Origin of the sequence: Marinobacter sp. 1_MG-2023 (assembly GCF_030549045.1) — a bacterium.
Lineage (GTDB): Bacteria > Pseudomonadota > Gammaproteobacteria > Pseudomonadales > Oleiphilaceae > Marinobacter.
The window spans coordinates 40,567-62,792 of the sequence record NZ_JAUOST010000004.1 but is presented as its reverse complement, the minus strand read 5'-3'; the positions used below and the strand labels follow the sequence as shown (position 1 = coordinate 62,792).

Below are 22,226 nucleotides of genomic sequence, written 5' to 3'. Positions count from 1 at the left end.
CTGTTCCAGAAGATGGGTCGTAAATGAAAGCGCAGCATTTTCTCATGTCTGGCGCCGGTTTAGAAATTTTTGAATTGAGGCAGATAGTGTCCATAATGCCTCAACTGTTTTAACTGGGTGTGGGTATGTTACGAGCGATTGTGGTTGTAGGTTTCATCTTGGGTCTGATTTCAGTCATTGTATTTGGCCCCACCTGGATGCAGACCACAGAAAACAAAGCCACTGATACCGACTTGCCCGCTTGCGACCTCCTTTCAGGGCCCTGTGATTGGGAGGCTGAATCTGGCCAATGGCAGGTGGAACTGAAAACTATAGGCGATAAGGGGCAGGGCACAGAATATGAGCTAAGGGTTATCGCCCCAGCAGCACCGGATCGGTTCCTTGCAGTATTACGCGGCGAATCCATGTACATGGGAGAGTATCCGGTTCCGCTGCGGAGTGAGAAAGATGGTAGTTATTCCGCTCACTTTACCGCACCTTTCTGCACCATAGACTCCGAAATGGTGTGGCGCATTGACTTGCAAGCAGGCCAGAATGCACTCTCGGAACCAACCCCATTGAAATTGACATTCCAGGCTCAACATAACCCACGCCCTTAAATTGATTCAAACTTTGAGAAAACGTGATGGATTACGGTGAAAGTGTACAAAAAGTGTTGATGCGAAAGATCCGCAAAGCCGAACAGGATCTGATGCAACTGAAGCTGGACTACTGCCGCTTTGTCTTCGGGCTGGCACAAAGAGCCAGAGTTGTTTCAGGGGGCGTCACTTATCTGGTTCTTTCTGTTGATGTAGATTCTATGGTTTCTACGGAGGAGGGTGCATTTACCCGCCCGGCCTTGGCGGGAGTTCCTGTGGACAAGCCAGATCAGGCGGAGAGCGTTCAGCTGGGGAATGACTGGGCACTGGAGCACTGCAACAAACAATCGAAGTAGCTTATATCAGTGCGTTTACAGTAAAAGCGGCGTGGAGGCTGATCAAGTCACGATGGGTTTTGTATCCTTAAAAGGAGTCCGATGACCATTATTCTGGTGCTCCACACACTTCTGGTAATAACGTTTACTGTCCGAATTCTGCTGCGTGATGACCTTTCGCCTCCGGGACGGCTGGCTTGGTTTATCGTTTTGAATGTGTTGCCTTATTTTGGCAGCGCCATTTACTTTCTGTTCGGCGAAATTGATCTTGGCCATCGCGCGGACAGACGTCATAAAGAAATCTTTGAGGAAATCCGGTCGAAAGCCTCCTGGTTTATGGGTGAGGCCGCGAACACGGAACAACTGATTGAGCCGGTCTATCGGCCGGCCTTTCGCTACGCAGGTTCAATCAACAGGTTCTACCCTTCGGCGGGCAACGCCGTTGAACTCATGGCTGACGGAGAAGAGACGCTCACGCGAATGGTTTCGGATATTGATGCAGCCACAGATCATGTGCATGTGCTGTATTACATCTGGCTCGATGATAATACCGGCCACACCATAGCCGAAGCGCTGATCCGTGCAGCGCGAAGGGGGGTTACTTGCAGGGCTATGGCTGACGGCCTTGGGTCGCGGGCAATGATCAATTCCCTGCTGTGGAAACGCATGAGAGACGCTGGCGTTCATCTTGCTGTTGCACTATCACTTAAGCATCCTATCCGCACAATTCTCACCAGCCGACTGGATCTTCGCAATCACCGGAAAATCACAGTAATCGATTCGCGGATAACCTACTGTGGTAGCCGCAACTCGGCTGACCCCGAGTTTCTGATCAAATCAAAGTACGCGCCCTGGGTTGATATCATGCTGCGGTTCACCGGGCCCGTTGTTGCACAGAACCAGTTGTTGTTTGCGAGTGACTGGATGCAAGCTACCAACCAATCCCTGGATTGTATTTCGTTATCTTCCGCACCAGCGACAGGTGGTTTCCCGGCACAGGTAATGGGCGTGGGGCCAACCGAGCGTCACGGCGCCACGCCACAGCTCTTCGCCAATTTGATAGCCTGTGCCCAAACCGAAATGACACTCTCCACACCTTACTTTGTTCCGGATGCGACGGTTCTGGAGGCTCTATGCGCGGCTGCACATCGCGGTGTCGCGGTTTCACTGATCTTTCCCAAGGTAAACGACAGTTGGATCGTGGCGGCTGCAAGCCGAAGCTATTACCATCGTCTGCTGGATGCAGGGTGTGTTATTCATGAATTCAAGGGGGGCCTTCTTCATGCAAAAACCCTCACAATCGACAGCAAGGTCAGCCTGATTGGATCTTCAAATCTGGATTTACGCAGCTTCGATCTGAATTACGAAAACAACATCCTTCTTCAGGATGAAGAGATTACTCTTGCGATCAAAGAACGCCAACAGACCTATATAAGCCGCTCTGAAGTCGTCGATTTGCCTGGGGTTCTGGGCTGGCATTATTACCAAAGAATTTGGCACAACGTGATCGCAACTATAGGCCCGGTTCTATAGAGCCAGGACAGATCGCTAATCAGTGAATCAGCAGTTAGGCAGGGTTTGCAGAGCCAGTTTGCGGCGAATATAACGCCCAAGAGCATCCACGCCGATGTTGAGCAGGGCGGTTACCAGGATCAGTACCATCGCTCGGTCAAACCGGATGTTCTGAATGGCACTGTCGACATAAAACCCGAGCGTATAAATGCCAAGAATCCCGAGGATGGCTGTTTCCCGCATGATGATTTCCCACCGGTAGAAAAGAAATGCCAGGAATGAACGGTACACCCGGGGCACCAGCTCCCAGGTGTACCGGTTAAAGCCGGTTGGCGCATCCGGGCGGAGCTTGAGGGAATTGGTCTGCCTTCCGATCAGGTGCCCGATGATTCCGCCATTGTGGAGTGCCAGAGCAACCACCGCTGGCAGCATCGAGGGCCCCCAGAGTTGCAGTAGAATGTAGGCCAGAATGTACTCAGGCGTCGAGCGTACAATAACCAGAGCTACATGGCCGGCGCTACGCCTCATAGGCCCGCCGAAATGATTGGAGATCATAGGGAATGCAAGCAGCGAAAGAATACCTGTAGCGACCAGCGCAATCTGCGTTAGCACAACAGTATTCCAGATGCCGGGCATAGCTTCATTGATCATCAGGTCGTTCAGCCAGGGCGTAAGCCCTGCCAGGCCTTCACCATTACGCAATGGTGCTGGAACTATATCTTCGGTGAAGAACCTAAGTACGTTACCCCAGACAATGGGCAACCCCTCACCGAGAAAGAAAGGGGCCCCAAGAAGATAGATGGGAAGCAGCTTTGGACGCACCCAAAGGGGCATGGTGGCAATCAGTACATAGAACAGAATCAGCATTGCGCCGGCGTCTGAATACAGGCCCTGTGAAAATGACGCCTCAAGATAGAAACCTAGTGTAGGCAGGCCAACAAAGCCGAGAATGGCACTGGAACGCAGGCCGCATTCCAGTCGGTAGGCTGTATAGGTTCGCATCTTCACCCAGCAGTCCGGAATTCGGGTATAGAGGAAGGCAACAATATTCCCCGTGCCCGGCGGCAGGGCTCGTCCAGGCTCTGGATCAGCCTCTTCGAGTATTTCGGAATATACCTTGGCAAAAATCCCGGCATAGGGGATAGCGATGGCCAAAACGCCGGTGAGTGGATGAAAGCCAAAAAACTGAAGGAAGATCAATGCCCAGAAAAGTTCGTGAATGGCACGGATAAACGCACAGAAGATACGCACGGGCAGAGACTGATAAACCAGCGCCAACAAGAAGCCAAAAAAACTGCCAAGTGCAACACCAACGAATGCGAAAGCGACGGTTCGCAGTAGTGCTGTCAGTAACCCTTCACTACTGAAAAAATTGGGAGTGACAATTCCCAGAAAGAAGTTGCCCAAATCCCGCCATGGGTTGGATGCGGTGATGGCAATATCCGCAAAAAGCAATCCGACCAGGGCGATGGCCAGGAAAATGAAGCTGATACGAACCGTTGGGGAAGCGAACATGAAACGGCCCGTGTTACCTAGTAGAGAGACATTATGTCTGTAGCGGCAAGATTCTCGGTTGGTTGATCCAGAGCAATCTGGCCACTTTCTATACCAACAATCCGGTTGCAATAATGTAGCGCGAGATCCACATCGTGAAGCGCGATGACGCTGGTTGAGAACCGGCCCCGGAGGTGTGTCATTACCGAGTTAGCCATGGGGCCATCGAGAGCGGACACAGGTTCGTCTGCCAACAGAACGGCCGCGTTGCGGTAAAGCGCACGGGCAATGGCTACACGCTGCCGCTGGCCGCCAGAAAGAGAGGCAGCAGGTGTCCAGAGTTTGTCACCCATGCTCAGGGATTCCAGCAGGCTCAGCACTTCTGCCTTGTCTTTGGCGAAGGGCCGGGCAAGCGTTAGAGTGCTGTACCAGGTTGCATGCTTGTCCAGTTGCCCCATGAATACGTTATGAAAAACCGAAAGGGCGTTAACCAGGCCGAGGTCCTGGGGAACGAGGGAGGAATTCCGGTTAATCCGTTCGTGAATCAAGCGAATCAGCGTGGACTTGCCCGCGCCGCTTTTTCCTACCAGAGCGATTTTGTCACCAGGATTAACCTTTAGCGAAAGCGGGCCAATGACCCGCTTACCGCTAAATGATGCCGTCAGGCCAGAAAGATCAAAACCCGACATCAATCGAGGATTCCGATCTCTTCGGCTGTTTTACGAATCGGCTCATAATCGTCGTTAGAGGCGGGAATGAATCCTGAACGTGGAAAGCTTTCCAGAAGCTCCGGGTTATCGAGATTCAAAAGCGCCTCTGTAACGCGTTGCTTGAAACCTTCCCCAAAACGCTCGTTTACATCACCACGAATCGTCCATTGATAGTCCGGGTAAGCCGGTGTTTTCCAGATCACCTGAACCGCAACGGTATCAATGTTTCCGTCGCTCAGCTCTTTCTCCCAAACCTGAAAGTTGAGCGCACCTACTTCGTAGGTGCCTGCTTCAACAAGTCGAAGAGTGCGTGTGTGGTTACCACTGAAGCCGACACGTGAGAAAAAGTCCTCAGGCTTTGAGCCAAAAGTGTCGCGCACATAGAACTCTGGCATCAGCCTGCCAGACGTCGAGCCCTTGGAACCGAAGGTAAAGGTTTTACCCTGTAGCTCATCTTTCAGATCTGAAAGTTCATCAGCTGGCGCAATACCTGTGTTGGAATTGGCAATAAAGTAGGTTTCGAACGCCTCGTCTTCCACGCCTTGAGCTATGGCTTCAGAGCCTGGCACCAATCTGCGGGCCTGAACTCCCGAAAGGCCTCCAAACCATGCAAGCTGAACCTGATTATTACGGAACGCTGAAACGGCAGCTGCATAGGACTTCACCGGAATGTAGCGAACGTCCACATCAAGTTGCTCGGAAAGGTAATCCGCTACTCCACGAAAACGCTCGACCAGTTTGGTTTCGTCTTCATCCGGGATCGCAGTGAATACAAACGTCTCAGCCGATGCCGCAGCAGCGGTGAAACATAAAAAGCTGGAAAGCATCAACTTCCGTATGATATTCAAAGCCATTTGAATTCCTTGATTTGTTATCTGATTGATTAAACAGAAATGCCGCTTACGTATTAAATCATAAGCGTCTGAGAGTTGGAGGATACTCTGATTTCCTGTAACCCTGAACCGCTATGGATCTCATCATGGCTACGCCGGGCGCTACTTCTCACTCTCGCAACGTGATCGGTTCTATGGACCCGCTTTCATCCTGAAGGGTAACCCTCCCGATGATAGCTGCGTGCGGATAACCCAGCGCTTTGAGTTCCCGGACGCAGTCTTCCGCGTTATTCACCGATACGCCCGCCAACAAACCACCTGCGGTTTGTGGGTCGAAAATAAGTGGGTAGCGAGGGTGTATTGCCCACGTCTGCTGATCCCGGATACTACAACACATCCGTATATTCGCCGGCTGCAAGGAGCTGAGAACGCCCGCCGCTGCAGTTTCTTCAGCACCGGGTAAGATCGGGACAGCTGTAAGATCCAGTTGCGCATCCACTCCGGAAGGTTGCGTCATCTCTAACAGATGGCCCAACAACCCGAACCCGGTCACATCCGTACAGGCTTTTGACCCAAAACGTCGGAAGCAGTCTGCGGCGGATTTGTTGGACTGAACCATAGAGGCGAGGGCGGAATCAATCCAGCGACCTTTGGCTGCAAGGCGTGCGTGGGCCGCAAACAGTGTTCCTGTACCTATCGGCTTGGTGAGGATCAGGACGTCGCCCGCTCGCAAGCCACCTTTACTCATCACCTGATCCGGATCAATCAAGCCATTAACTGCAAAACCCAGCGCCAGCTCACGACCTTCTCCCGTATGCCCCCCAACCAAGGCGCAGCCGGCTTCATTTAGCACATCGAGGGCACCCGACATCATCTGGAATACCACGTCTTCAACTTTGGATTCAATGCCGTAGGGTACCGTAGCCACAGCGGTCGCACTCTGAGCTTCCGCGCCCATGGCATAGATATCACCGAGGCTGTGGTTCGCTGCGACGCGACCAAAGGTGTAAGGGTCATCGATGAACGCCCGGAAGAAATCGACGGTGTGAACCACGGCTTTCCCGGGAGGTACTTGTAAAACAGCAGCGTCATCTGGGGCATGAAGGCCAATGATGATGTCGTCCCGATCGATAGGTCTGAGTTCACCCAGAGCCCTTAACAGTGCGGTGTTGCCTACTTTAGCACCGCACCCTCCGCAGCGCATGGCAACCGCCGATATCGCCTGAGCGGCGTCTTCGGGATTCTGTGCTGCGGCGGTATCGGGCAGGTTACCGACTTCTTCCATGGGCGGGAGATCGGTGAATTTTTTCATGAACTGGCGATCAATCCAGTCTTTCCAGCGCCACACCATAGTGCCGTCAAACTGCATATCGCCGCGAGACGCTACTGCAAATTTATCGCCAGTACTGATCAGTGCCAGCCATTTTTTCTGGGGATGAAAGTCTTTTGGTGCTTTGCCCAGAGCCATACGCTTGAGGTTATCCGCAAGAGGCGGTCCTTGGCGTACCGCAAACACTCCGGCTTTTTCCCGTGGGTGATTGATTACATTGGCAATGTCACCTGCGGCAAAAATACTGTCATCATTTTCAACCTGTAGCGTGTCGCGAACACGCAGAAACAAGCCTTCATCCAATGCGAGCCCGGTTTCCTCAAGCCACGACGGTCCGCCCGCTCTGGTTACCCAGAGAACTTCATCTGTCTGCAAGGTTTCGCCAGCAGCCGTACGCAAAAGCCCTGCGCCAACTTTTTCAACAGGAGATCCAAGGTGGAGTTTTACCCCACGCTCAGAGAGGGTTTTCCGGAAGACTTCACGGACCTTGGCGTTATGGGTAGGAAGAATTTCCTCGGCAGCATCAAATAGATGAAAATGCAGTTGATCGGAATCCTGACCGCGCTGCTTCAGCTCATTTTTCAGGCGATACTGCATTGCCAGTGTAAGCTCGACGCCCCCCGCACCTGCGCCCACAACAGCGACAGTAAGCGGACCCTGGTGACTTTCAATCCGCGTAAGCAAGGCGAGCCAGCGATTGTTGAAGCCGGTAATTGGTTTTACCGGAACCGCGTGTTGTGGAGCACCTTCAACCTCATTCACTCTGGGAGAGGAGCCAATATTGATCGACAGTATGTCATAGGGAACATCTGGACGATCTTTACAAATCACACGTTTGTTATTTCGATCAATTCCGGTAGCTTCTGCGCGGTAAAAGCGTGCACCGGCAAACTCGGCCAGGCGGCTCAGATCAATATGAACATCATCGTAGGTGTAATGCCCTGCAACATAGCCAGGTAACATTCCGGAGTAGGGGGTATGGGTGTCTCGGCAAATAAGGGTCAGCCGGACGCCGGGAACCGGTTTCATTGCAAACCGTTTGAGTACCCCGACGTGGCTGTGCCCGCCGCCAATCAGAACAATGTCCCGTAAAACAGGCTGGTCAGGCGTTAGCATCAACTAATTTTCTTGGCTTCGACTGTAAACTGGTCAGAACCTTTGATGTTTGAAAAACCCTTCAACGTTTCCAGATCTGCGGCTGACGGGTTGGCAATCTGGTCAATCGAGGTGATTCCTGCCTCTTTCATTTTTTTCGCAGTCGCCGGCCCGATACCTTTCACCAGAGTAAGATTGCTTTTATCAACCGGTTTTTTGGCTCTGGCCGCTGGCGCCTTCGCCACTGCAGGCTTTGAAACAGCTGCTTTCTTGGCTGCCGGCTTCTTGGCTGCAGCTTTCTTGGGTGCAGCTTTTTTAGGTGCGGCTTTCTTGGCTGGCTTCTTGGTAGCAGGCGCCTTTTTGAGCTCTTTTATGCTCTCTTTTTCAGCTTTACGAATATCTTCTTTAGAAGCAACCCCCAAGCGTTCGAGTATGTTGGATTGCAGCTCATGGAACTCGTCTAGGCGGCGCTCGAACTCATCGTTAAGGCGCTTCATCTCACGTTCGCGAAGCTCATCAACGTCTTTCAAAAGCTTACGAACCGGATCCTGAACCTGATGTTGAAGGGTTTCAAACTGCTTCATAGCATCGCTGATCAGTCCTTCGATTTGAGAGGATGTTTTCTCAAATTCCTGGTTTACCTTCTTAACGATCTTTTCAACACTCGCTTTGGCTTTCTTCGCCATGGGGTTGTCTCCTCGCAGACAAATAAAACGGATAATGTGATCAGGCCATCTGCCGGAATCCGGGCATGGAACCTGAGGAACGACGTGATTTTAACGACTGCTTTTTGGTAAGAACTTCTCTGATGCGGCGCAGTTTTTCTTCAAGTGCGGTACCGCCGTCAGACTTCAAGTCAACAAAATCAATAGAATAGAAGAAGTTGCTGCAGTGCTTTCTGCGCTCGGTAATAAGCCCCGTAACATTCTCCGCACGAATCTTATCAAACGGCATGTCCATAATCAGATCGAGTACCACGGTATCACCCGGATTGAACATTTTGTCCGTCTTCATAACGCAACCATATCCATCCAATTCGAAAAGCGCAGCCTCGACCCGTTCCTTTCGGAACAGGCCGTGCCGGACAATGAATCGGGCGACAAGATCGGGCAACGCTTCTTTCATGAATACAGGGTCTCTAACAGAGATTACTTGATATTGATTAAACAATAGACACTGGCAAGCTATTTTGCAACGCCATCAGTGCCATACGATAAACCTTTGAGGCTGTTCTTCAACACTTAACGGGTGATAATTTCATACATATCAATTCTGCGGTCTTTAATGTTGGTAACAGAGCCTTCATTGCGTACCAGTTTGAGCTTTTCCAGGTCCATATCCGAGAACATGATCATCTCGGTATTTGGTGTCGTTTCTGCCATCACGGCATCATGAGGAAAGGCGAAATCAGAGGGCGAAAACACGGATGACTGAGCATACTGTACGTCCAGATTTTCGACCTTCGGCAAGTTTCCTACGCTACCGGTAATTACCACGTAACATTCATTCTCGATCGCACGAGCCTGGGCACAGTGGCGGACACGCAAATAGCCGTTTTTGGTGTCTGTCCAGAAAGGCACGCAGATAATATCGACTTCGTTTATGGCTGCAATTCTGCCCAGCTCAGGAAACTCGATGTCATAACAGATAAGAATGGCAACGCGCCCGGCATCTGTGTCAAAGACTTCAAATTTGTTCCCGCCTTCTATAACCCAGTCGCGACGTTCGTGAGGCGTAATGTGAATCTTGCGTTGTTCGTCCACCCGGCCATCCCGGTGACACAAATAGGAAACATTGAAGACCCGGTCGTTTTCCAGTAAAGGCATAGAGCCGGTGATAATGTTGATGTTGTAGCTCACAGCCATTTCGGACATGCGATCCCGAAATTGTTGGGTGAACCCGGCGAGAAAGCGGATAGCGCGGGTTTGGTCTACCTGGTCAGTCAGCCCCATCAGCGGCGCGTTGAAAAATTCCGGGAACAACGCAAAGTCGCTCTTGTAATCCGACAATGCATCTACGAAATACTCAACCTGCTCCAGTACCTCTTCAACAGATAAAAATTCACGCATCTGCCACTGAACGGCACCCATACGGACCTGGGTTTTCTTTTCGTTCAACACTGAGGAGGGCGGGGTATAAAGGATGTTCCGCCATTCAAGCAAGGTCGCATACCCCTGAGACTTCTCATCCTCCGGGAGGTACTTGTGCATTAGCCGGGTGACCTGAAAGTCATTCGACAACTGGAAGCTCAGAATCGGGTCGTAAATGTCTCTGCGGTCGACCCGGTCAATGTACTCGGCAGGTGAACACTGATCCGAATACTTGAAATAACCAGGTATACGGCCTCCAGCAAGGATAGCGCGCAGGTTAATGGCGCGGCAAAGCTCCTTGCGAGCTTCGTATAACCGTCGGCCAAGGCGATAACCACGGTAGTCCGGGTGAATGAAGACATCCAGTCCATACAGGGAGTCACCGTTTGGGTCATGCCGGATTTGTTCGTTGCGTTTGATGAGGTCGTCATAGGTATGAGGGTTACTGAAGCGCTCGTATTTGACGGATACCGTAAGGGCCACAGCAACCAACTGCCCCTTGTCCTCAATACAGATCTGTCCATCCGGGAACTGTTCAACCAGCGCTTTGATGGTGTCTTTTGGCCAGGCACCGCCAATATCGTCATACACCCGGTCCATCAATACCTGGAGTTGTTCGTAATCATCAAGTGTCAGGTTGCGAAGATTAAGATGCAGTTCTTCATGGGCCATTCAGCGGGGCTCCTGTATGGCTGGGAATGGATTTGATAACCAAGTTTATCAGAAGGCTTCAAATAGGTCGCACAGGGAGCTAAATACCTGCGTGGGGCTCAGCGACCAAGCAGCTCAAGGCGCCAGCGCAGGTTGCGCAGCGTTTGGCGCCCCAGGTTGTCGGATTCATCACTTAGAAACGGATTTTCCAGAACGATCATCGTGCGACGATCAAGGTTAAGTGTCGAGACCGCTGCGGCGTAATATTGCTGGAGAAAAGCACCGAAACTCCCATCCCGGATAGCTCGTTCCATTCCCAAGTGCAGGCGGTGTGCCGTGGCGAGATCTTCAGGCCCGACAAACAGGTAAGAGGGCATTGGATAAGCCAGCATCAGCTTTGGCTCTATTACCAGCTCCGGATCATTTTCAACTCCAAGGTCGTTCAGAACTTCGCTGACGCCCCTGGCAAAACAGTCGAAGCGCTCATTCTTCAGCATGCCGAACAGGATTTCATAGCGGGAATGGGTAATTACGGGTATCTTATTTTCGATCAGGACCGGCGTGTCCGGCCAATGCGAACCCTGGCCTATCCGAATGCCTTTCTCACGAAGATCTGCAAGAGAATGGATGTCCTCGAACAACGGAAGGCTTTCAGCTGTAACGACACACACTCGAAAACCAAGCAGTCCACCATCCACAGGAACCGGAACTGGGGTGAGAAAAACTTCTCGCTCTACCGAAGTAGCCACATTCGCTATATCCAGCAGGCGGTTATCGCCTTGCGCGAGCTCCCGCAGCGCTCGGCCCTGGCTCAGCTCCTGACTTCTAAGAATGCGGAAATCGCCGTATTCCGGTGTCTTCTGCAAGGCGAGGCTAACCAAAGCATGAATCGCCGGGCTGTCGTAATTCCGGTACCACAGAACATAATCTTGCGAAGGGGGGTTAACTGAATGATCGACAGCCCACAGTGTCGTGGATGTGCCCGCTAATAAAAGCACAACAGCGACAGTTAACCTGACACCCAAACGAACACAAGCTGAAAAGCCGTGGCCACATCTCAATTTCTGAATCCTTTTTCTTGTCTGTTCTGAATCCATTCCTGCGAACTCAATACCTGATCGCACGTGCATCGCGGTTTATGCATCTTCGCTCTTACTCTAGATCAGAATGAATATGGCGAGTGTGAATCCAGCAAAAATATTGTAAAAGAGTGTTGCGATGTGCAGGTGCCATTGTAATGATTCGCTCCAGGCAAAATTCAGGAGCGTAAAAATGGCCTTAATTGACAGTATTATCGGTGCAACCGGAAACTGGATTTCCACAACGGACCCTAAGGCAACCTTGGCACAACCTGTCGAGTGGTTAAAGAAAACCGGGGGATATGCGGCCGTGAACCGCATCATAGGATTGTCGATTCCGTTTGCGCCCCGAAATCGCTTCAGTGTGGAAGAAGTTAGACCAGGATATGTTCGAGCGCGCATACAGCTGAAGGGCAACAAGAACCACTTCGGTAGCTTGTATGCCGGCGCCTATTTTCTTGTAGCGGAAATTCCTGGTGGGGTGCTCACGCTGTTTGATCTTGGCCCGGCCTACACGCCAATCCTGAAGGAAATGACTCTTGAGTTTCTGCAACCGGCTAATTCTGATGTCACAGTGGAGTTCTCTCTGTCGCCGGAAGACGTTGCTTCAATCCGAGCAGATGCCGACTCTACCGGCCGCGCCAAATTCATGCTGAAAGGGGAGTTACGTGATTGCGATGGCAATCATGTTGCTACATCTATCGCGCAGTACCGGGTACGCAAGAAAGGATTCCAGCAGGCTGCATAAATGAAAGCTCCGGCATTTCCTCATGCAGGATCCAGCCGGGCGATGGCAGAGAGGAATATCTCACCATACTTCTCCAGCTTTGCAGCGCCGACGCCGCTTACGCCAGCAAGCTCATCAAGGGTTTGCGGCTTGCGTTCAAGCATATCGAACAGGGTGGTATCATGGAAAATAACATAGGGTGGCACTCCCTGCTTGTCAGCAAGCTCCTTGCGACAGGCTCGCAAGGCGTCCCAGCCGGCATGATCGGTTACCTGATCCTTGACCGCGCTGCCGGTTCTGCCGCCAGACCCACGCCCAGCCGATGCCTTAACAACTGGATCCTTGCGCAATTCAACCTTGTGTTCACCTTTCAGTAGTGGCCTGCATTGTTCAGTTAATTGAAGAGCGCCATAGCCCTCCGGGTCGGCCCGCAGGTATCCGTTAGCCACCAGTTGCCGAAACACGGATTTCCACTCGTTTACGGAGAGTTCCGTTCCTATGCCGTAGGTTGAGACCTGATGGTGACCCGACTGCATAACCCGCTCGTTTTCCGAGCCGCGCAGGACATCAATCAGATAGGTAACCCCAAAGCGTTGTCCGGTGCGGAATACACAGGATAGAGCCTTTTGAACAGCAACTGTTCCATCCCATGTTTCGGGCGGATTAAGACAGGTGTCACAATTGCCGCAAGGCGCCTCAAGCTCGTCACCAAAATAGTTCAGCAATACCTGACGACGGCATTTTGTGACTTCACAAAGGCCCAGCATGGCATCCAGCTTCTGCCTTTCTACACGCTTGAAGTGATCATTCCCCTGAGAGGCTTCCAGCATCTGCCGAAGCTTGATCACATCCTGCAGACCATAAACCATCCATGCAGTAGAAGGCTTGCCATCACGGCCTGCACGGCCGGTTTCCTGATAATAGGCTTCAAGGCTCTTAGGCAGGTCAAGGTGAGCAACAAAGCGCACATCGGGCTTATCGATGCCCATGCCAAAGGCAATGGTGGCCACAATAATTACCCCGTCCTCCCGCAAAAACCGCTCTTGATTCTGGGCCCGGTCATTTGCTGGGAGCCCGGCGTGATAGGGCAATGCGGTGTAGCCTTTTTGCGCCAGCATTTTTGCTGTGGCATCAACCTTATTACGCGAGAGGCAATAAACAATCCCGCAATCTTCTTCATGTTCTGCTTTTATAAAATCCAACAACTGTTTGTTTGCATTGGTTTTCGGGGCTATCCGATACTGAATGTTAGGGCGATCAAAGCCACTTATGAAATGCCGGGCTTCGGTCAGGGATAGGCGTTCGGCGATTTCCTTACGAGTACGCTCATCAGCGGTCGCAGTCAGCGCAACCCGCGGAACGGTTGGAAACTCATTTGCCAATACTGCCAGCTGCAGATAATCCGAGCGGAAATCGTGCCCCCATTGGGAAACGCAGTGGGCTTCGTCGATGGCAAACAATGAGATGGACGCGTCATGAAGTAGCTCCAGCGTACGGGGCTGAATCAATCTCTCCGGAGCACAATACAGGAGGTCCAGTTCACCGGTGCTCAGCGCATATTCGGTAGCCCGCGCCTGCTCAAAATCCATCGTTGAATTCAGGAAGGCTGCCCGCACTCCCAGTTCTCGAAGGGCTGCAACCTGGTCCTGCATCAGGGCGATCAGCGGCGAAATAACGATGGCCGTGCCTGAACGAACAAGTGCGGGAACTTGATAGCAAAGCGATTTACCACCGCCGGTGGGCATCAAAACCAGGGCATCTCGGCCTGCGGCCAGCTCACGGATGATCTCACCCTGCAACGGACGAAAGGACTCATAACCAAACACCTCATGCAATACCTGTTCAGGGCTTCTGCCGGAGGTAGTTGGGCGCTGTGCAGAGAGCTGTTCAAAGTCTTGGTCGGGATACATAGAATAACCGGCTAATCGCTATGCTGGGGTGAAATCTGGTAGCGGATCATACCAGATTCAGCGCGAGGAAAGGCCTTAAGGGCAACCTTTGGGGAGGCAAAACCAAAGAAGAAACGTTACAATGGCGCGGTTTCAAACTACCGTTTCACGGCTCAACATAATCGTTACTGATAACAACAGGGCACCCATGCAGGAATTTGACGCCATCCGTCCGTATTCGGACGACGAAACTGGCCCCGCAATTCAACGATTGTTAAACGACCAAGAATTTCTGGATATGGTGGGGCGCTTCAAGTCGCCGGCACTGGCGCGCTGGGCACCCTCACTACTAAGGTTTTTTACGCGCCGCTGGCTCGCTAGCCATTTTGGCCATGTTACAGAGGTGGATGAACTTCAAGCCGGGCTTTCCGGATATATCGGTGAGCTGATTACAGGTACGACCACCCGAGTTACCACCAGCGGTGTGCAGGATCTCAGTAAAGATGGCGCCTACCTGTTCATCTCGAACCATCGCGACATTGTGTTCGACCCGATGGTAGTCAACTACCTCCTTTTTCAGAACGGGCTGCGCACCACACGAATAGCTATTGGCGACAACTTGCTGGCCAATCCCGTTTTTGCCGAAATGATGCGTCTGAACAAGAGCTTTATTGTTCGCCGCAACATGACAAGCCCGCGTGAAATGCGTGACGCCTATATTCTGCTTTCGGGATTTATTAATCACAGCATCGCTAATAACGAGAACATCTGGATCGCCCAGCGAGAGGGGCGTGCAAAAGACGGCCTGGATTTCACCGATCCTGCCATCATCAAGATGTTCTACATGAGCTGTAAGAAGAGCGGCCTTAGCTTCGCTGAAGCAATGAACAAGCTCCGCATCGTTCCGGTATCCATATCCTATGAATACGATCCATGCGATGGCGACAAAGCCCGCGAGCTGGAAGCCAAGGCTAGGGCTGGCAGCTATAAGAAAGCGGAAGGCGAGGACACAGAGCAGATCATGAAAGGCCTGACCGGTTTTAAGGGCCATGTGCACGTTCATTTTGGCGCTCCCATTGTAGATGCACCTGAAAATGCCAAAGAGCTTGCAGCCCTGATCGACCATGAAGTGCATGCCAATTACCACCTGCATGCCTCTAATCTGGTGGCCTACGAGAAGCGTGGACTGCATTCCCCCGGGATCATGGATGCAGAGAAGATCCGTGAATCTGTGGTAACTGCCGGAAACTGGTCTGAAGATGACATGCAGGTCGCACGCCTGGAAATGGAAAAAAGGTTGGAGGCTTGTGATCCCGACATCCGACCCTACCTACTGGACATGTATGCTAACCCGGTGCAGACCGCGTTAAATGCAAACACCAGTGAGAACACTCCGGATTAATCCGGACCACACATTCTTTAAAAGACGAGGTACTGCGTGCAGGATCTTCAGTATATTGAGGTAGAAACCCGAGCCAACCCTACAGCGGCCGTTATCTGGCTGCACGGTCTCGGTGCCAGTGGCCACGACTTCGAGCCTGTAGTGCCGGAGCTAGGTTTACCGGACGATGCTGCCGTACGTTTCATCTTCCCGCATGCGCCCAACTTGCCTGTCACTATCAATGGTGGCATGACCATGCCTGCCTGGTATGACATAAAAGCCATGGATATTGACCGGGTTGTGGACACCGAACAGCTGATGGATTCTGCCCGGGCGGTAGGCAAGCTGATCGAGCAGGAAATAGAGCGGGGTATTCCTGCAGAGAAAATCATTATTGCCGGTTTTTCACAGGGCGGAGCAGTTGCCTATGAACTGGGCCTGTCTTTCCCAAAACGCCTTGCAGGTATTCTGGCGCTCTCGACCTACTTCGCCACAGAGAAAACTGTCCAGCCGTCGGAAGCAAACGCAGGTATTCCGATAAAAGTCTATCATGGTACTGCCGATCCGATGGTTCCGGAAACACTGGGCGTGCGAAGTGTCGCAGCACTGAAAGGCATGGGCTACGATCCCGCCTACATGACCTTCCCGATGGAGCACAGCGTGTGCCTTGAAGAAGTTCAGGATATAGGGCGTTTTATCTGCAAGCACGTACTCTGACAACCCCGTCGGCTGGATAGGCTCCAGAGACGGCAACGGGCTGAGGCGGGCTTGTTCCGCTGCCTCAGCTGCGCCAGAAAGCTGGTGAAAGCACAATGACCACGCTCAGAATCTCCAGCCGCCCCATGAGCATACCGACAGCCAGCACCCACTTGGCGGCATCGGGCAGTGGGCCGAAGTTCCCCGCAGGGCCAATAATGTCGCCCAACCCAGGCCCTACATTGGTCAAGGCTGTAAGTGCCCCGGATAAAGACGTAATGAAATCGAGCTGCATAGCGGCCAGCGCAACGGTGATCAGCAACAGACACAACAGGAATATAAAGGTGTAGGCGATCATCGACGCGATGATATCGTCACTGACAGCACGGCCATTGTAATTGCGAGTCAACACCGCACGGGGGTGCAGTAAACGGATCATTTGCTCCCGCAGGACGATCACGGATAACTGAAAGCGGAAAATTTTCATGCCCCCTGAAGTGGAGCCTGAACACCCACCAATAAACATCAGGAAGAAAAACAACACAAAAGCCAAGGGTCCCCAGGCCGAATAATCCTCTGACGCGTAGCCAGTTGTTGTTACAACAGATGTTACATTAAACAGCGTTGCAACATAGTTATGCAGAGGATCAAAAGGCACAGGAGAAACAGCCCAACGATATAGAGTGAGAAGAGCAGGCACCACTAGCAAGATAGTCAGGAACAACCTGACCTGCTGATCCCTGAAGAGCACCCCACGCTGGCCGTGGAGCTCCCTTACAAACAGAAAGAACGGCAAGCTGCCGATCATCATGAAAAATGAAGCTTCCATCAATATCAGATCATTGAACTTACCCATGCTCAGATCTGAAGTAGAGAATCCGCCAGTGGCGATACTGGTCAAGCCATGGTTGAAGGCATCGAAGAGCGTCATGCCCGAAAGCCAGTAGGTCACAACTGCGATGATCGAAAAGCCGAGATAGACGAAAAGCAGACCGCGGCTAAGTGTTTTCATTCTCGGAAGCGCCTTGTCAGTCCACTCCGATGACTCAGTAGCGAACAGCCGCATTCCGCCAACACGGAGGAATGGCAGCACAGCTACGAACATGCCGATAATCCCGATCCCGCCTATCCACTGCAGGATAGAGCGCCAAAGGAGCAGGTCCCTGTCCATGGTATCCAGACCACTTAACACAGTCGCTCCAGTCGTGGTTATACCGGAGGCACCCTCAAAAAATGAATCTGCCGCAGAAATACCATGGCCACTAAGGTAAAAAGGAAGTGAAGAGAGCAGGGCGATGATGAACCAGGAGGAGACCGTAAGCACGAACATATAACGTGGCTTCAGCTCTCGGGGTTGTCTGTACGTGGACACAATACCCAGCAAACCAATGCCGAAGACAATCGCCGCCGACTCCACAAACGACGCTGCGTTCGGCGCTTCCGAGCCGAGTAACAGAAATATCGGCAGCGTCATGAATATGCTCAGCAGCACAAACATAAGGCTGACAATAAAAACAACGGGATAGAGGTTTCGCAATGGATGCCCGAATCAGCTGAACCGAGAGATGCGTCAGAATACCTGCGGTGAACCACATCCGCAAGGTAACCGGGGGCCTGTAGCTTTATGAACCACACATTAAAACACCGACAGTTAGGGCCTCGTGTAGCGGTTGGATATGGAAAAACGGTCAAGTTTGATGCAGTCTCAATAGTCACCATCAACACAAACATACCGGGATTCGAACGTTGAACCATCTCGCCCACCTTTTTCTTGCCCCGGACTCGCCCGAAGCACGGGTGGGCAGCCTGCTTGGGGACTTTACCCGGGGCGTGGATCTTGCGGCGTTGCCGCAGACCGTAAGGTTTGGCGTTCGACACCACCTGGCAGTGGACACTTTTACTGACAGGCACCCCGATGTATTGGCAAGCAAACGGCTTTTTTCCGGGCAGCGACGAAAATTTGCGGGCGTGGCTCTGGATATTCTGTACGACCACTTTCTTTTGTGTCATTGGAGCGAGTTTACTGATACCAACCCGAACACTTTTATAAGGGACGTCTACAAGGAGCTACAAGCCAACGAAGATCTGATGACACCAGATATGAGCAGGACAACCCGGCACATGGTGGCGCACGACTGGTTTGGGTCCTACCGTAGTCTCGACAACATTGGATATGCGCTGGACCGGGTTGCAGCACGCATACGCTTCCAGAACTCGTTTACAGGCATCATTAACGAGATACGACCGCTGCACTCAGAACTTGAAGAACATTTTTTATCATTTTTCCCGGATTTACAGGAATTTGCAGGAGGAATTGAATGAAGTCCCTGATACCTTTATCACTCGCCACAGCACTTGTTTTTCCTGCGGTTGCATGGTCAGAAACAGCCCCAAAGAGCGAACCGTCAGTTCCCGAGACGCTCGGCTTCGTAGAGTGGGTCGTGATGAACGACACAGGCCTGAGACTTAAAGCACGATTGGACACAGGTGCGAAAACGTCATCATTACACGCTGTGAACGTAGAGGAGTTTAAACAAGACGATCAAAAGTGGGTGAAGTTCCAGATACCGCTGGCAGACCACAAAGATCACCCCTCAGAAGGTGATATTGACCACGAAGAGATCATTCTGGAGCTTGAACGACCGGTAGAGCGCACAGTGCTTATAAAGCGCAAAGGCGCGCCGTCCCAGAGACGCTACGTGGTAATGATGGACTTCTGCATTGCCGGTGCCAGCCACAAAACCCAGTTTTCGCTTACCGACCGCGGCAACTTTTCCTATCCGGTGCTACTCGGCCGCCGCTTCATGAGAGACGACAATATTCTGATCGACTCCGCAGACAGCTTTATCGCTAACAAGGAATGCGAGTACATGAGCCTGGAAGAACTCGCGGAGGAGAATCAGGCCAAAATCGTCAGTACGGATGCAACTTAGTGATTGGTCTGGTCCCCTAAGGCAACGGGCACCAAATACTCATCAACAAAATCGCTGACCAGACGCACAACGACATCCGGCTTTTCCCGGTGTGGAACGTGTCCGCATTCGTTTAGCAGCTCTAAAACGCAGGGCCCGGCCGGGAGTGAGGCATAAAGTTCCGGGTGGGCGGCTGTCCCGAACTCGTCGTTCTCGCCGTGAATGGCGAGTACAGGGCAGCTCACTCGGGACAAGGTTTCGTTGAGGGTCCAATGCTGGAAGATTTCTGATAGCCAGGTTCCCGTCCAGGCGCGCAGAACCCATTCTGCCTTTTCACCGTGGTATTTTTTTAGACGATCGATCTGTCCGTCCTGCGCAAAAACCTGCTCTGCATCCCGAATTCCTTTAACCGTAAGATCCTCAACAAACGCCTGGGCCGCTTCGGTGATTAGGGCAACACATCGATCGGGGAAAGTTGCTGCGCAAACGGCAGCCATAGCTCCGCCCACACTGTGCCCGAATGCGATAAAGCCTTTTATACCCAGCTCATCAAGTATCACTGTGAACGGCCCGGTTGCCTCGCTAATGATGAAGTCTGATTCCAGCGCGTCCGCGCGGGCATAGGAGCGTCCGAACCCGGGGCGGTCATAGGCAATAACCTGGCGACCGAGCGAGCGTGCCAGCAGTTCCGGAAAATCCCGCCAGAGCTCAACACTTCCAAGGGAGTCATGAAACAGCACAACCGGTGCAGTGGTTGCGGGTTTGATGCCTGAAACCGGCGTCCAGCTCTTTACAAAGAGCTCGCCGTCAGAGGTCGAAATGAAGCGTTCGGTTGCTGATACGGAAGGCATGGTTTTTATTCCTGTCAGAGCGTATGCGGATCAGGGAGCAAGATAGTCCACGAGCGACTGGGATGGAAGGTTTGGATGAATTAACATGTATTCTCCCGAGCCCGCCATATTTTATTAGTGAGTGCAGCAACGTGTCGTTTTTGAACCTGTCTTTGTTGTCGGCCTTCATCCCGACCTTTTTTATTGTCTCGATCACACCCGGTATGTGTATGACTCTGGCATTGTCGCTGGGCATCACTATTGGCGTGCGGCGGGCAATGTGGATGATGGCAGGCGAGTTGGTAGGGGTGGCTATAGTTGCATCGGCCTCAGCAATTGGCGTCGCAACCTTTATGCTGCGTTACCCGGCCGCATTTGAATTGTTCAAATACGCCGGCGGCGCTTACCTTATCTGGTTGGGCATCCAGATGTGGCTCTCACGAGGCAAGATGGCCATGCCCGAGGGCGACGCAGTGCCTAACACCGCATCGCGGTGGCAGCTCGCAGCGCAGGGGTTTATTACTGCAATTGCCAACCCTAAAGGCTGGGCTTTTTTTGTTGTATTGCTGCCCCCGTTTATTGACAGCTCCTTGCCTGTTGCGCCGCAGTTGAGCGCGCTGGTCATTATCATTCTCACGCTCGAGTTTGCCTGCCTACAGATATACGCCCACGGTGGTAAAACCCTGAGTCGTGCACTGAGAAAAGGGGGCAGTGTTCGCCTCGCAAATCGCATATCCGGAAGTTTAATGATGCTGGTAGGCGTGTGGCTGGCGCTGGGCTAATTACGCATTCTTGTGCTCTTTAATCAATTTATTAAAAATAATTTGCTCGATTGTTCTTGTCGCCCCACTGCAGTGCCAATATCATTTTAATAAAACAACTCTGCTTTAATGACTCTGAATTCTATTTTCTGCGCATGATATTTTTACCTGCCGACAACCTGGTTAACAATCAGCGTAAGTTGTATGTTAAGTCCTACAAATAATGCACATTTGTAAAATTCCTAATAAATAATAACTCATATTCATTATTATTTATTAAATCCCTTGCAGTAATGAAGACGCGTCCTCCTCCAGGGCCCCTGATCAGCTAGAAGATTGATAATCCGGGGGGGTGGCGCGGAGTTTACCAGCAACAACAGTTAACAATTTTGTTTCGAAGTTGGTTTGCAAGCATCAGATTGGCTCTAAGTGTCAATGTTATAGACATGTATAGTTTTAGCTAGATGAATGATGTAAGGCCAGCTGTTTTGATCCTGGCGTTTATGTCTTGCTGTAAAATAAGTTAGAACTTTTTTGCACACTGCCAAACCTTGCCTATACTGATCCCTGTCATAGTAAGTTGTCATGACGCTGTTTGCTGTTAATGGGCCTTGGGCCCGAATCCACGCAACAGGGTTTTGATTGTGCAGTCCGGTCAATCGGAGGAAAGGAAGCTGATCCTCCGCCGGTCAATTAGCCTGCGTACACTTGCCGCGAGGGAAGGCTATGGCAACGTTCGCTAGATCTTCACTAATCGATTTCAGTCGTTTTAAATGGCTGAAACCTCTGGATGCCAGCCTGCTTCTTGATATTGGCGACCGGTCTCCTGACTTGCTCTCCGTTCCAACCAAAGATGCCCAGGAAGTTCTCAGTAAAACCGTGCGGCTGGTCTTGGATCTTCCCCGAAATTCAACACCTCTAGTGGTCTGGACTCAGGGCGACAGTGAGCTTCTGGTTCATAGCGATCAAACTCGTATCGGCTTTTCCAGTGGCGTGGTGGCTTTGCGTATTACCGTTGAGTGCGAAGAGCACGGAAAGCTGGTTGTGCCTGTTCCTATAGGTGTCGGGACGAGTCAATCGCCCACTGGGCTAATTATGTCCACCTTCGAAGATCTTGAAGGTCCCACCGAACTGGTTGACGCCTGGCGCGATGCGTTGATTGCGTTTGCCTGGGAAGCCTTGCTGGAGATCGCCCGCGTTATTTGTGCAGAAGTAGGGAACGACAAGCGTGGATTGCCGCTTGTACCAGGGTCGATAGGTGCATCGCCAGACCGGCTTCTGTTACAGCCGGTTTCCCGTTTCTCGTTATTGCCGGGAGCCTGA

The 22,226-nt window shown here is 51.9% G+C and carries 21 protein-coding genes; 10 read left to right on the top strand and 11 right to left on the bottom strand.

Annotated features, from left to right (window positions below):
* Window positions 1–125: 125 nt before the first annotated feature.
* The 3 genes from Q4606_RS11635 to cls all read left to right on the top strand — a co-directional run bounded on the left by Q4606_RS11635 (window position 126) and on the right by cls (window position 2,446).
* A complete protein-coding gene (locus Q4606_RS11635; RefSeq protein ID WP_303595957.1) occupies window positions 126–599 on the top strand; it encodes a hypothetical protein in 474 nt (157 codons plus the stop codon).
* A 26-nt stretch (window positions 600–625) separates the two neighbouring features.
* Window positions 626–934: a hypothetical protein gene (locus tag Q4606_RS11630; protein WP_303607628.1), complete on the top strand. Its 309-nt coding sequence runs from the start codon at window positions 626–628 to the stop codon at window positions 932–934.
* 81 nt (window positions 935–1,015) lie between these two features.
* Entirely contained in the window at window positions 1,016–2,446 is a 1,431-nt protein-coding gene (gene cls / locus Q4606_RS11625) for a cardiolipin synthase (RefSeq protein ID WP_303607627.1), read from the top strand.
* 27 nt (window positions 2,447–2,473) lie between these two features.
* On the opposite strand, the gene Q4606_RS11620 is transcribed toward cls, so the two are convergent.
* The 8 genes from Q4606_RS11620 to Q4606_RS11585 all read right to left on the bottom strand — a co-directional run bounded on the left by Q4606_RS11620 (window position 2,474) and on the right by Q4606_RS11585 (window position 11,509).
* Entirely contained in the window at window positions 2,474–3,940 is a 1,467-nt protein-coding gene (locus tag Q4606_RS11620; RefSeq protein WP_303607626.1) for an ABC transporter permease, read from the bottom strand.
* A gap of 17 nt (window positions 3,941–3,957) precedes the next feature.
* Window positions 3,958–4,608, bottom strand: coding sequence for an ATP-binding cassette domain-containing protein (locus Q4606_RS11615; protein WP_303607625.1), 651 nt, complete (start codon window positions 4,606–4,608; stop codon window positions 3,958–3,960).
* Window positions 4,608–5,483 (bottom strand): putative selenate ABC transporter substrate-binding protein, encoded by an 876-nt coding sequence (locus tag Q4606_RS11610; RefSeq protein WP_303607624.1) that lies wholly within the window; start codon window positions 5,481–5,483, stop codon window positions 4,608–4,610. Before Q4606_RS11610 ends, Q4606_RS11615 begins: the two co-directional genes overlap by 1 nt.
* A gap of 148 nt (window positions 5,484–5,631) precedes the next feature.
* Complete coding sequence (selD, locus tag Q4606_RS11605) at window positions 5,632–7,908, bottom strand: selenide, water dikinase SelD (RefSeq protein WP_303607623.1); 2,277 nt, start codon at window positions 7,906–7,908, stop codon at window positions 5,632–5,634.
* On the bottom strand, window positions 7,908–8,573 hold the full coding sequence (locus Q4606_RS11600) for a phage tail tube assembly chaperone (RefSeq protein ID WP_303607622.1): 666 nt from the start codon (window positions 8,571–8,573) through the stop codon (window positions 7,908–7,910). Before Q4606_RS11600 ends, selD begins: the two co-directional genes overlap by 1 nt.
* 40 nt (window positions 8,574–8,613) lie before the next feature.
* On the bottom strand, window positions 8,614–9,012 hold the full coding sequence (locus tag Q4606_RS11595; RefSeq protein WP_303595949.1) for a hypothetical protein: 399 nt from the start codon (window positions 9,010–9,012) through the stop codon (window positions 8,614–8,616).
* 116 nt (window positions 9,013–9,128) lie between these two features.
* The gene (locus Q4606_RS11590; RefSeq protein ID WP_303595948.1) at window positions 9,129–10,649 is read right to left on the bottom strand and encodes a bifunctional GNAT family N-acetyltransferase/carbon-nitrogen hydrolase family protein; all 1,521 of its coding nucleotides are present in this window, start codon (window positions 10,647–10,649) and stop codon (window positions 9,129–9,131) included.
* A 98-nt stretch (window positions 10,650–10,747) separates the two neighbouring features.
* The gene (locus Q4606_RS11585) at window positions 10,748–11,509 is read right to left on the bottom strand and encodes a hypothetical protein (protein ID WP_368502313.1); all 762 of its coding nucleotides are present in this window, start codon (window positions 11,507–11,509) and stop codon (window positions 10,748–10,750) included.
* Window positions 11,510–11,900: 391 nt separating this feature from the next.
* On the opposite strand from Q4606_RS11585, the gene Q4606_RS11580 reads away from it, so the two are divergent.
* Window positions 11,901–12,455 (top strand): DUF4442 domain-containing protein, encoded by a 555-nt coding sequence (locus tag Q4606_RS11580; protein ID WP_303607621.1) that lies wholly within the window; start codon window positions 11,901–11,903, stop codon window positions 12,453–12,455.
* A 20-nt stretch (window positions 12,456–12,475) separates the two neighbouring features.
* Here Q4606_RS11580 and recQ read toward each other — a convergent pair whose 3' ends face one another.
* Window positions 12,476–14,344 carry a DNA helicase RecQ gene (gene recQ, locus Q4606_RS11575; RefSeq protein WP_303595945.1) on the bottom strand — a complete coding sequence of 623 codons (1,869 nt, stop codon included), beginning with the start codon at window positions 14,342–14,344 and terminating at the stop codon, window positions 12,476–12,478.
* A gap of 187 nt (window positions 14,345–14,531) precedes the next feature.
* Between recQ and Q4606_RS11570 the strand changes: the two genes are divergently transcribed.
* Both Q4606_RS11570 and Q4606_RS11565 read left to right on the top strand, forming a co-directional pair.
* Window positions 14,532–15,725: a 1-acyl-sn-glycerol-3-phosphate acyltransferase gene (locus tag Q4606_RS11570; protein WP_303607766.1), complete on the top strand. Its 1,194-nt coding sequence runs from the start codon at window positions 14,532–14,534 to the stop codon at window positions 15,723–15,725.
* 36 nt (window positions 15,726–15,761) lie between these two features.
* Window positions 15,762–16,421 (top strand): alpha/beta hydrolase, encoded by a 660-nt coding sequence (locus Q4606_RS11565; RefSeq protein WP_303607620.1) that lies wholly within the window; start codon window positions 15,762–15,764, stop codon window positions 16,419–16,421.
* A gap of 64 nt (window positions 16,422–16,485) precedes the next feature.
* Here Q4606_RS11565 and Q4606_RS11560 read toward each other — a convergent pair whose 3' ends face one another.
* Window positions 16,486–17,898, bottom strand: a complete 1,413-nt coding sequence (locus Q4606_RS11560; RefSeq protein ID WP_303596193.1) for a TrkH family potassium uptake protein — start codon at window positions 17,896–17,898, stop codon at window positions 16,486–16,488.
* A 248-nt stretch (window positions 17,899–18,146) separates the two neighbouring features.
* On the opposite strand from Q4606_RS11560, the gene Q4606_RS11555 reads away from it, so the two are divergent.
* Together Q4606_RS11555 and Q4606_RS11550 are read left to right on the top strand one after the other, a co-directional pair.
* Window positions 18,147–18,722 (top strand): ACP phosphodiesterase, encoded by a 576-nt coding sequence (locus tag Q4606_RS11555; protein ID WP_303607619.1) that lies wholly within the window; start codon window positions 18,147–18,149, stop codon window positions 18,720–18,722.
* Window positions 18,719–19,333 (top strand): ATP-dependent zinc protease, encoded by a 615-nt coding sequence (locus Q4606_RS11550; protein ID WP_303595942.1) that lies wholly within the window; start codon window positions 18,719–18,721, stop codon window positions 19,331–19,333. Before Q4606_RS11555 ends, Q4606_RS11550 begins: the two co-directional genes overlap by 4 nt.
* On the opposite strand, the gene Q4606_RS11545 is transcribed toward Q4606_RS11550, so the two are convergent.
* Window positions 19,330–20,163, bottom strand: a complete 834-nt coding sequence (locus Q4606_RS11545) for an alpha/beta fold hydrolase (RefSeq protein ID WP_303607618.1) — start codon at window positions 20,161–20,163, stop codon at window positions 19,330–19,332. The two genes, Q4606_RS11550 and Q4606_RS11545, sit on opposite strands and share 4 nt — an antisense overlap.
* Before the next feature lie 131 nt (window positions 20,164–20,294).
* On the opposite strand from Q4606_RS11545, the gene Q4606_RS11540 reads away from it, so the two are divergent.
* Entirely contained in the window at window positions 20,295–20,924 is a 630-nt protein-coding gene (locus tag Q4606_RS11540) for a LysE family translocator (RefSeq protein ID WP_303607617.1), read from the top strand.
* Window positions 20,925–21,629: 705 nt separating this feature from the next.
* On the top strand, window positions 21,630–22,226 hold the full coding sequence (locus tag Q4606_RS11535) for a hypothetical protein (protein ID WP_303607616.1): 597 nt from the start codon (window positions 21,630–21,632) through the stop codon (window positions 22,224–22,226).

Excerpts from the sequence above, each read along its gene's own strand:
- Q4606_RS11590 (WP_303595948.1), bottom strand. The coding sequence starts at position 10,649 with ATGGCCCATGAAGAACTGCATCTTAATCTTCGCAACCTGACACTTGAT.
- Q4606_RS11580 (WP_303607621.1), top strand. The coding sequence starts at position 11,901 with ATGGCCTTAATTGACAGTATTATCGGTGCAACCGGAAACTGGATTTCC.
- Q4606_RS11550 (WP_303595942.1), top strand. The coding sequence starts at position 18,719 with ATGAAGTCCCTGATACCTTTATCACTCGCCACAGCACTTGTTTTTCCT.
- Q4606_RS11600 (WP_303607622.1), bottom strand. The coding sequence starts at position 8,573 with ATGGCGAAGAAAGCCAAAGCGAGTGTTGAAAAGATCGTTAAGAAGGTA.
- selD (WP_303607623.1), bottom strand. The coding sequence starts at position 7,908 with ATGCTAACGCCTGACCAGCCTGTTTTACGGGACATTGTTCTGATTGGC.
- cls (WP_303607627.1), top strand. The coding sequence starts at position 1,016 with ATGACCATTATTCTGGTGCTCCACACACTTCTGGTAATAACGTTTACT.
- Q4606_RS11560 (WP_303596193.1), bottom strand. The coding sequence starts at position 17,898 with ATGTTTGTGCTGCTGAGCATATTCATGACGCTGCCGATATTTCTGTTA.
- Q4606_RS11630 (WP_303607628.1), top strand. The coding sequence starts at position 626 with ATGGATTACGGTGAAAGTGTACAAAAAGTGTTGATGCGAAAGATCCGC.
- Q4606_RS11595 (WP_303595949.1), bottom strand. The coding sequence starts at position 9,012 with ATGAAAGAAGCGTTGCCCGATCTTGTCGCCCGATTCATTGTCCGGCAC.
- Q4606_RS11570 (WP_303607766.1), top strand. The coding sequence starts at position 14,532 with ATGCAGGAATTTGACGCCATCCGTCCGTATTCGGACGACGAAACTGGC.
- Q4606_RS11610 (WP_303607624.1), bottom strand. The coding sequence starts at position 5,483 with ATGGCTTTGAATATCATACGGAAGTTGATGCTTTCCAGCTTTTTATGT.
- Q4606_RS11620 (WP_303607626.1), bottom strand. The coding sequence starts at position 3,940 with ATGTTCGCTTCCCCAACGGTTCGTATCAGCTTCATTTTCCTGGCCATC.
- Q4606_RS11545 (WP_303607618.1), bottom strand. The coding sequence starts at position 20,163 with ATGCCTTCCGTATCAGCAACCGAACGCTTCATTTCGACCTCTGACGGC.
- Q4606_RS11615 (WP_303607625.1), bottom strand. The coding sequence starts at position 4,608 with ATGTCGGGTTTTGATCTTTCTGGCCTGACGGCATCATTTAGCGGTAAG.
- Q4606_RS11635 (WP_303595957.1), top strand. The coding sequence starts at position 126 with ATGTTACGAGCGATTGTGGTTGTAGGTTTCATCTTGGGTCTGATTTCA.
- Q4606_RS11535 (WP_303607616.1), top strand. The coding sequence starts at position 21,630 with ATGGCAACGTTCGCTAGATCTTCACTAATCGATTTCAGTCGTTTTAAA.
- recQ (WP_303595945.1), bottom strand. The coding sequence starts at position 14,344 with ATGTATCCCGACCAAGACTTTGAACAGCTCTCTGCACAGCGCCCAACT.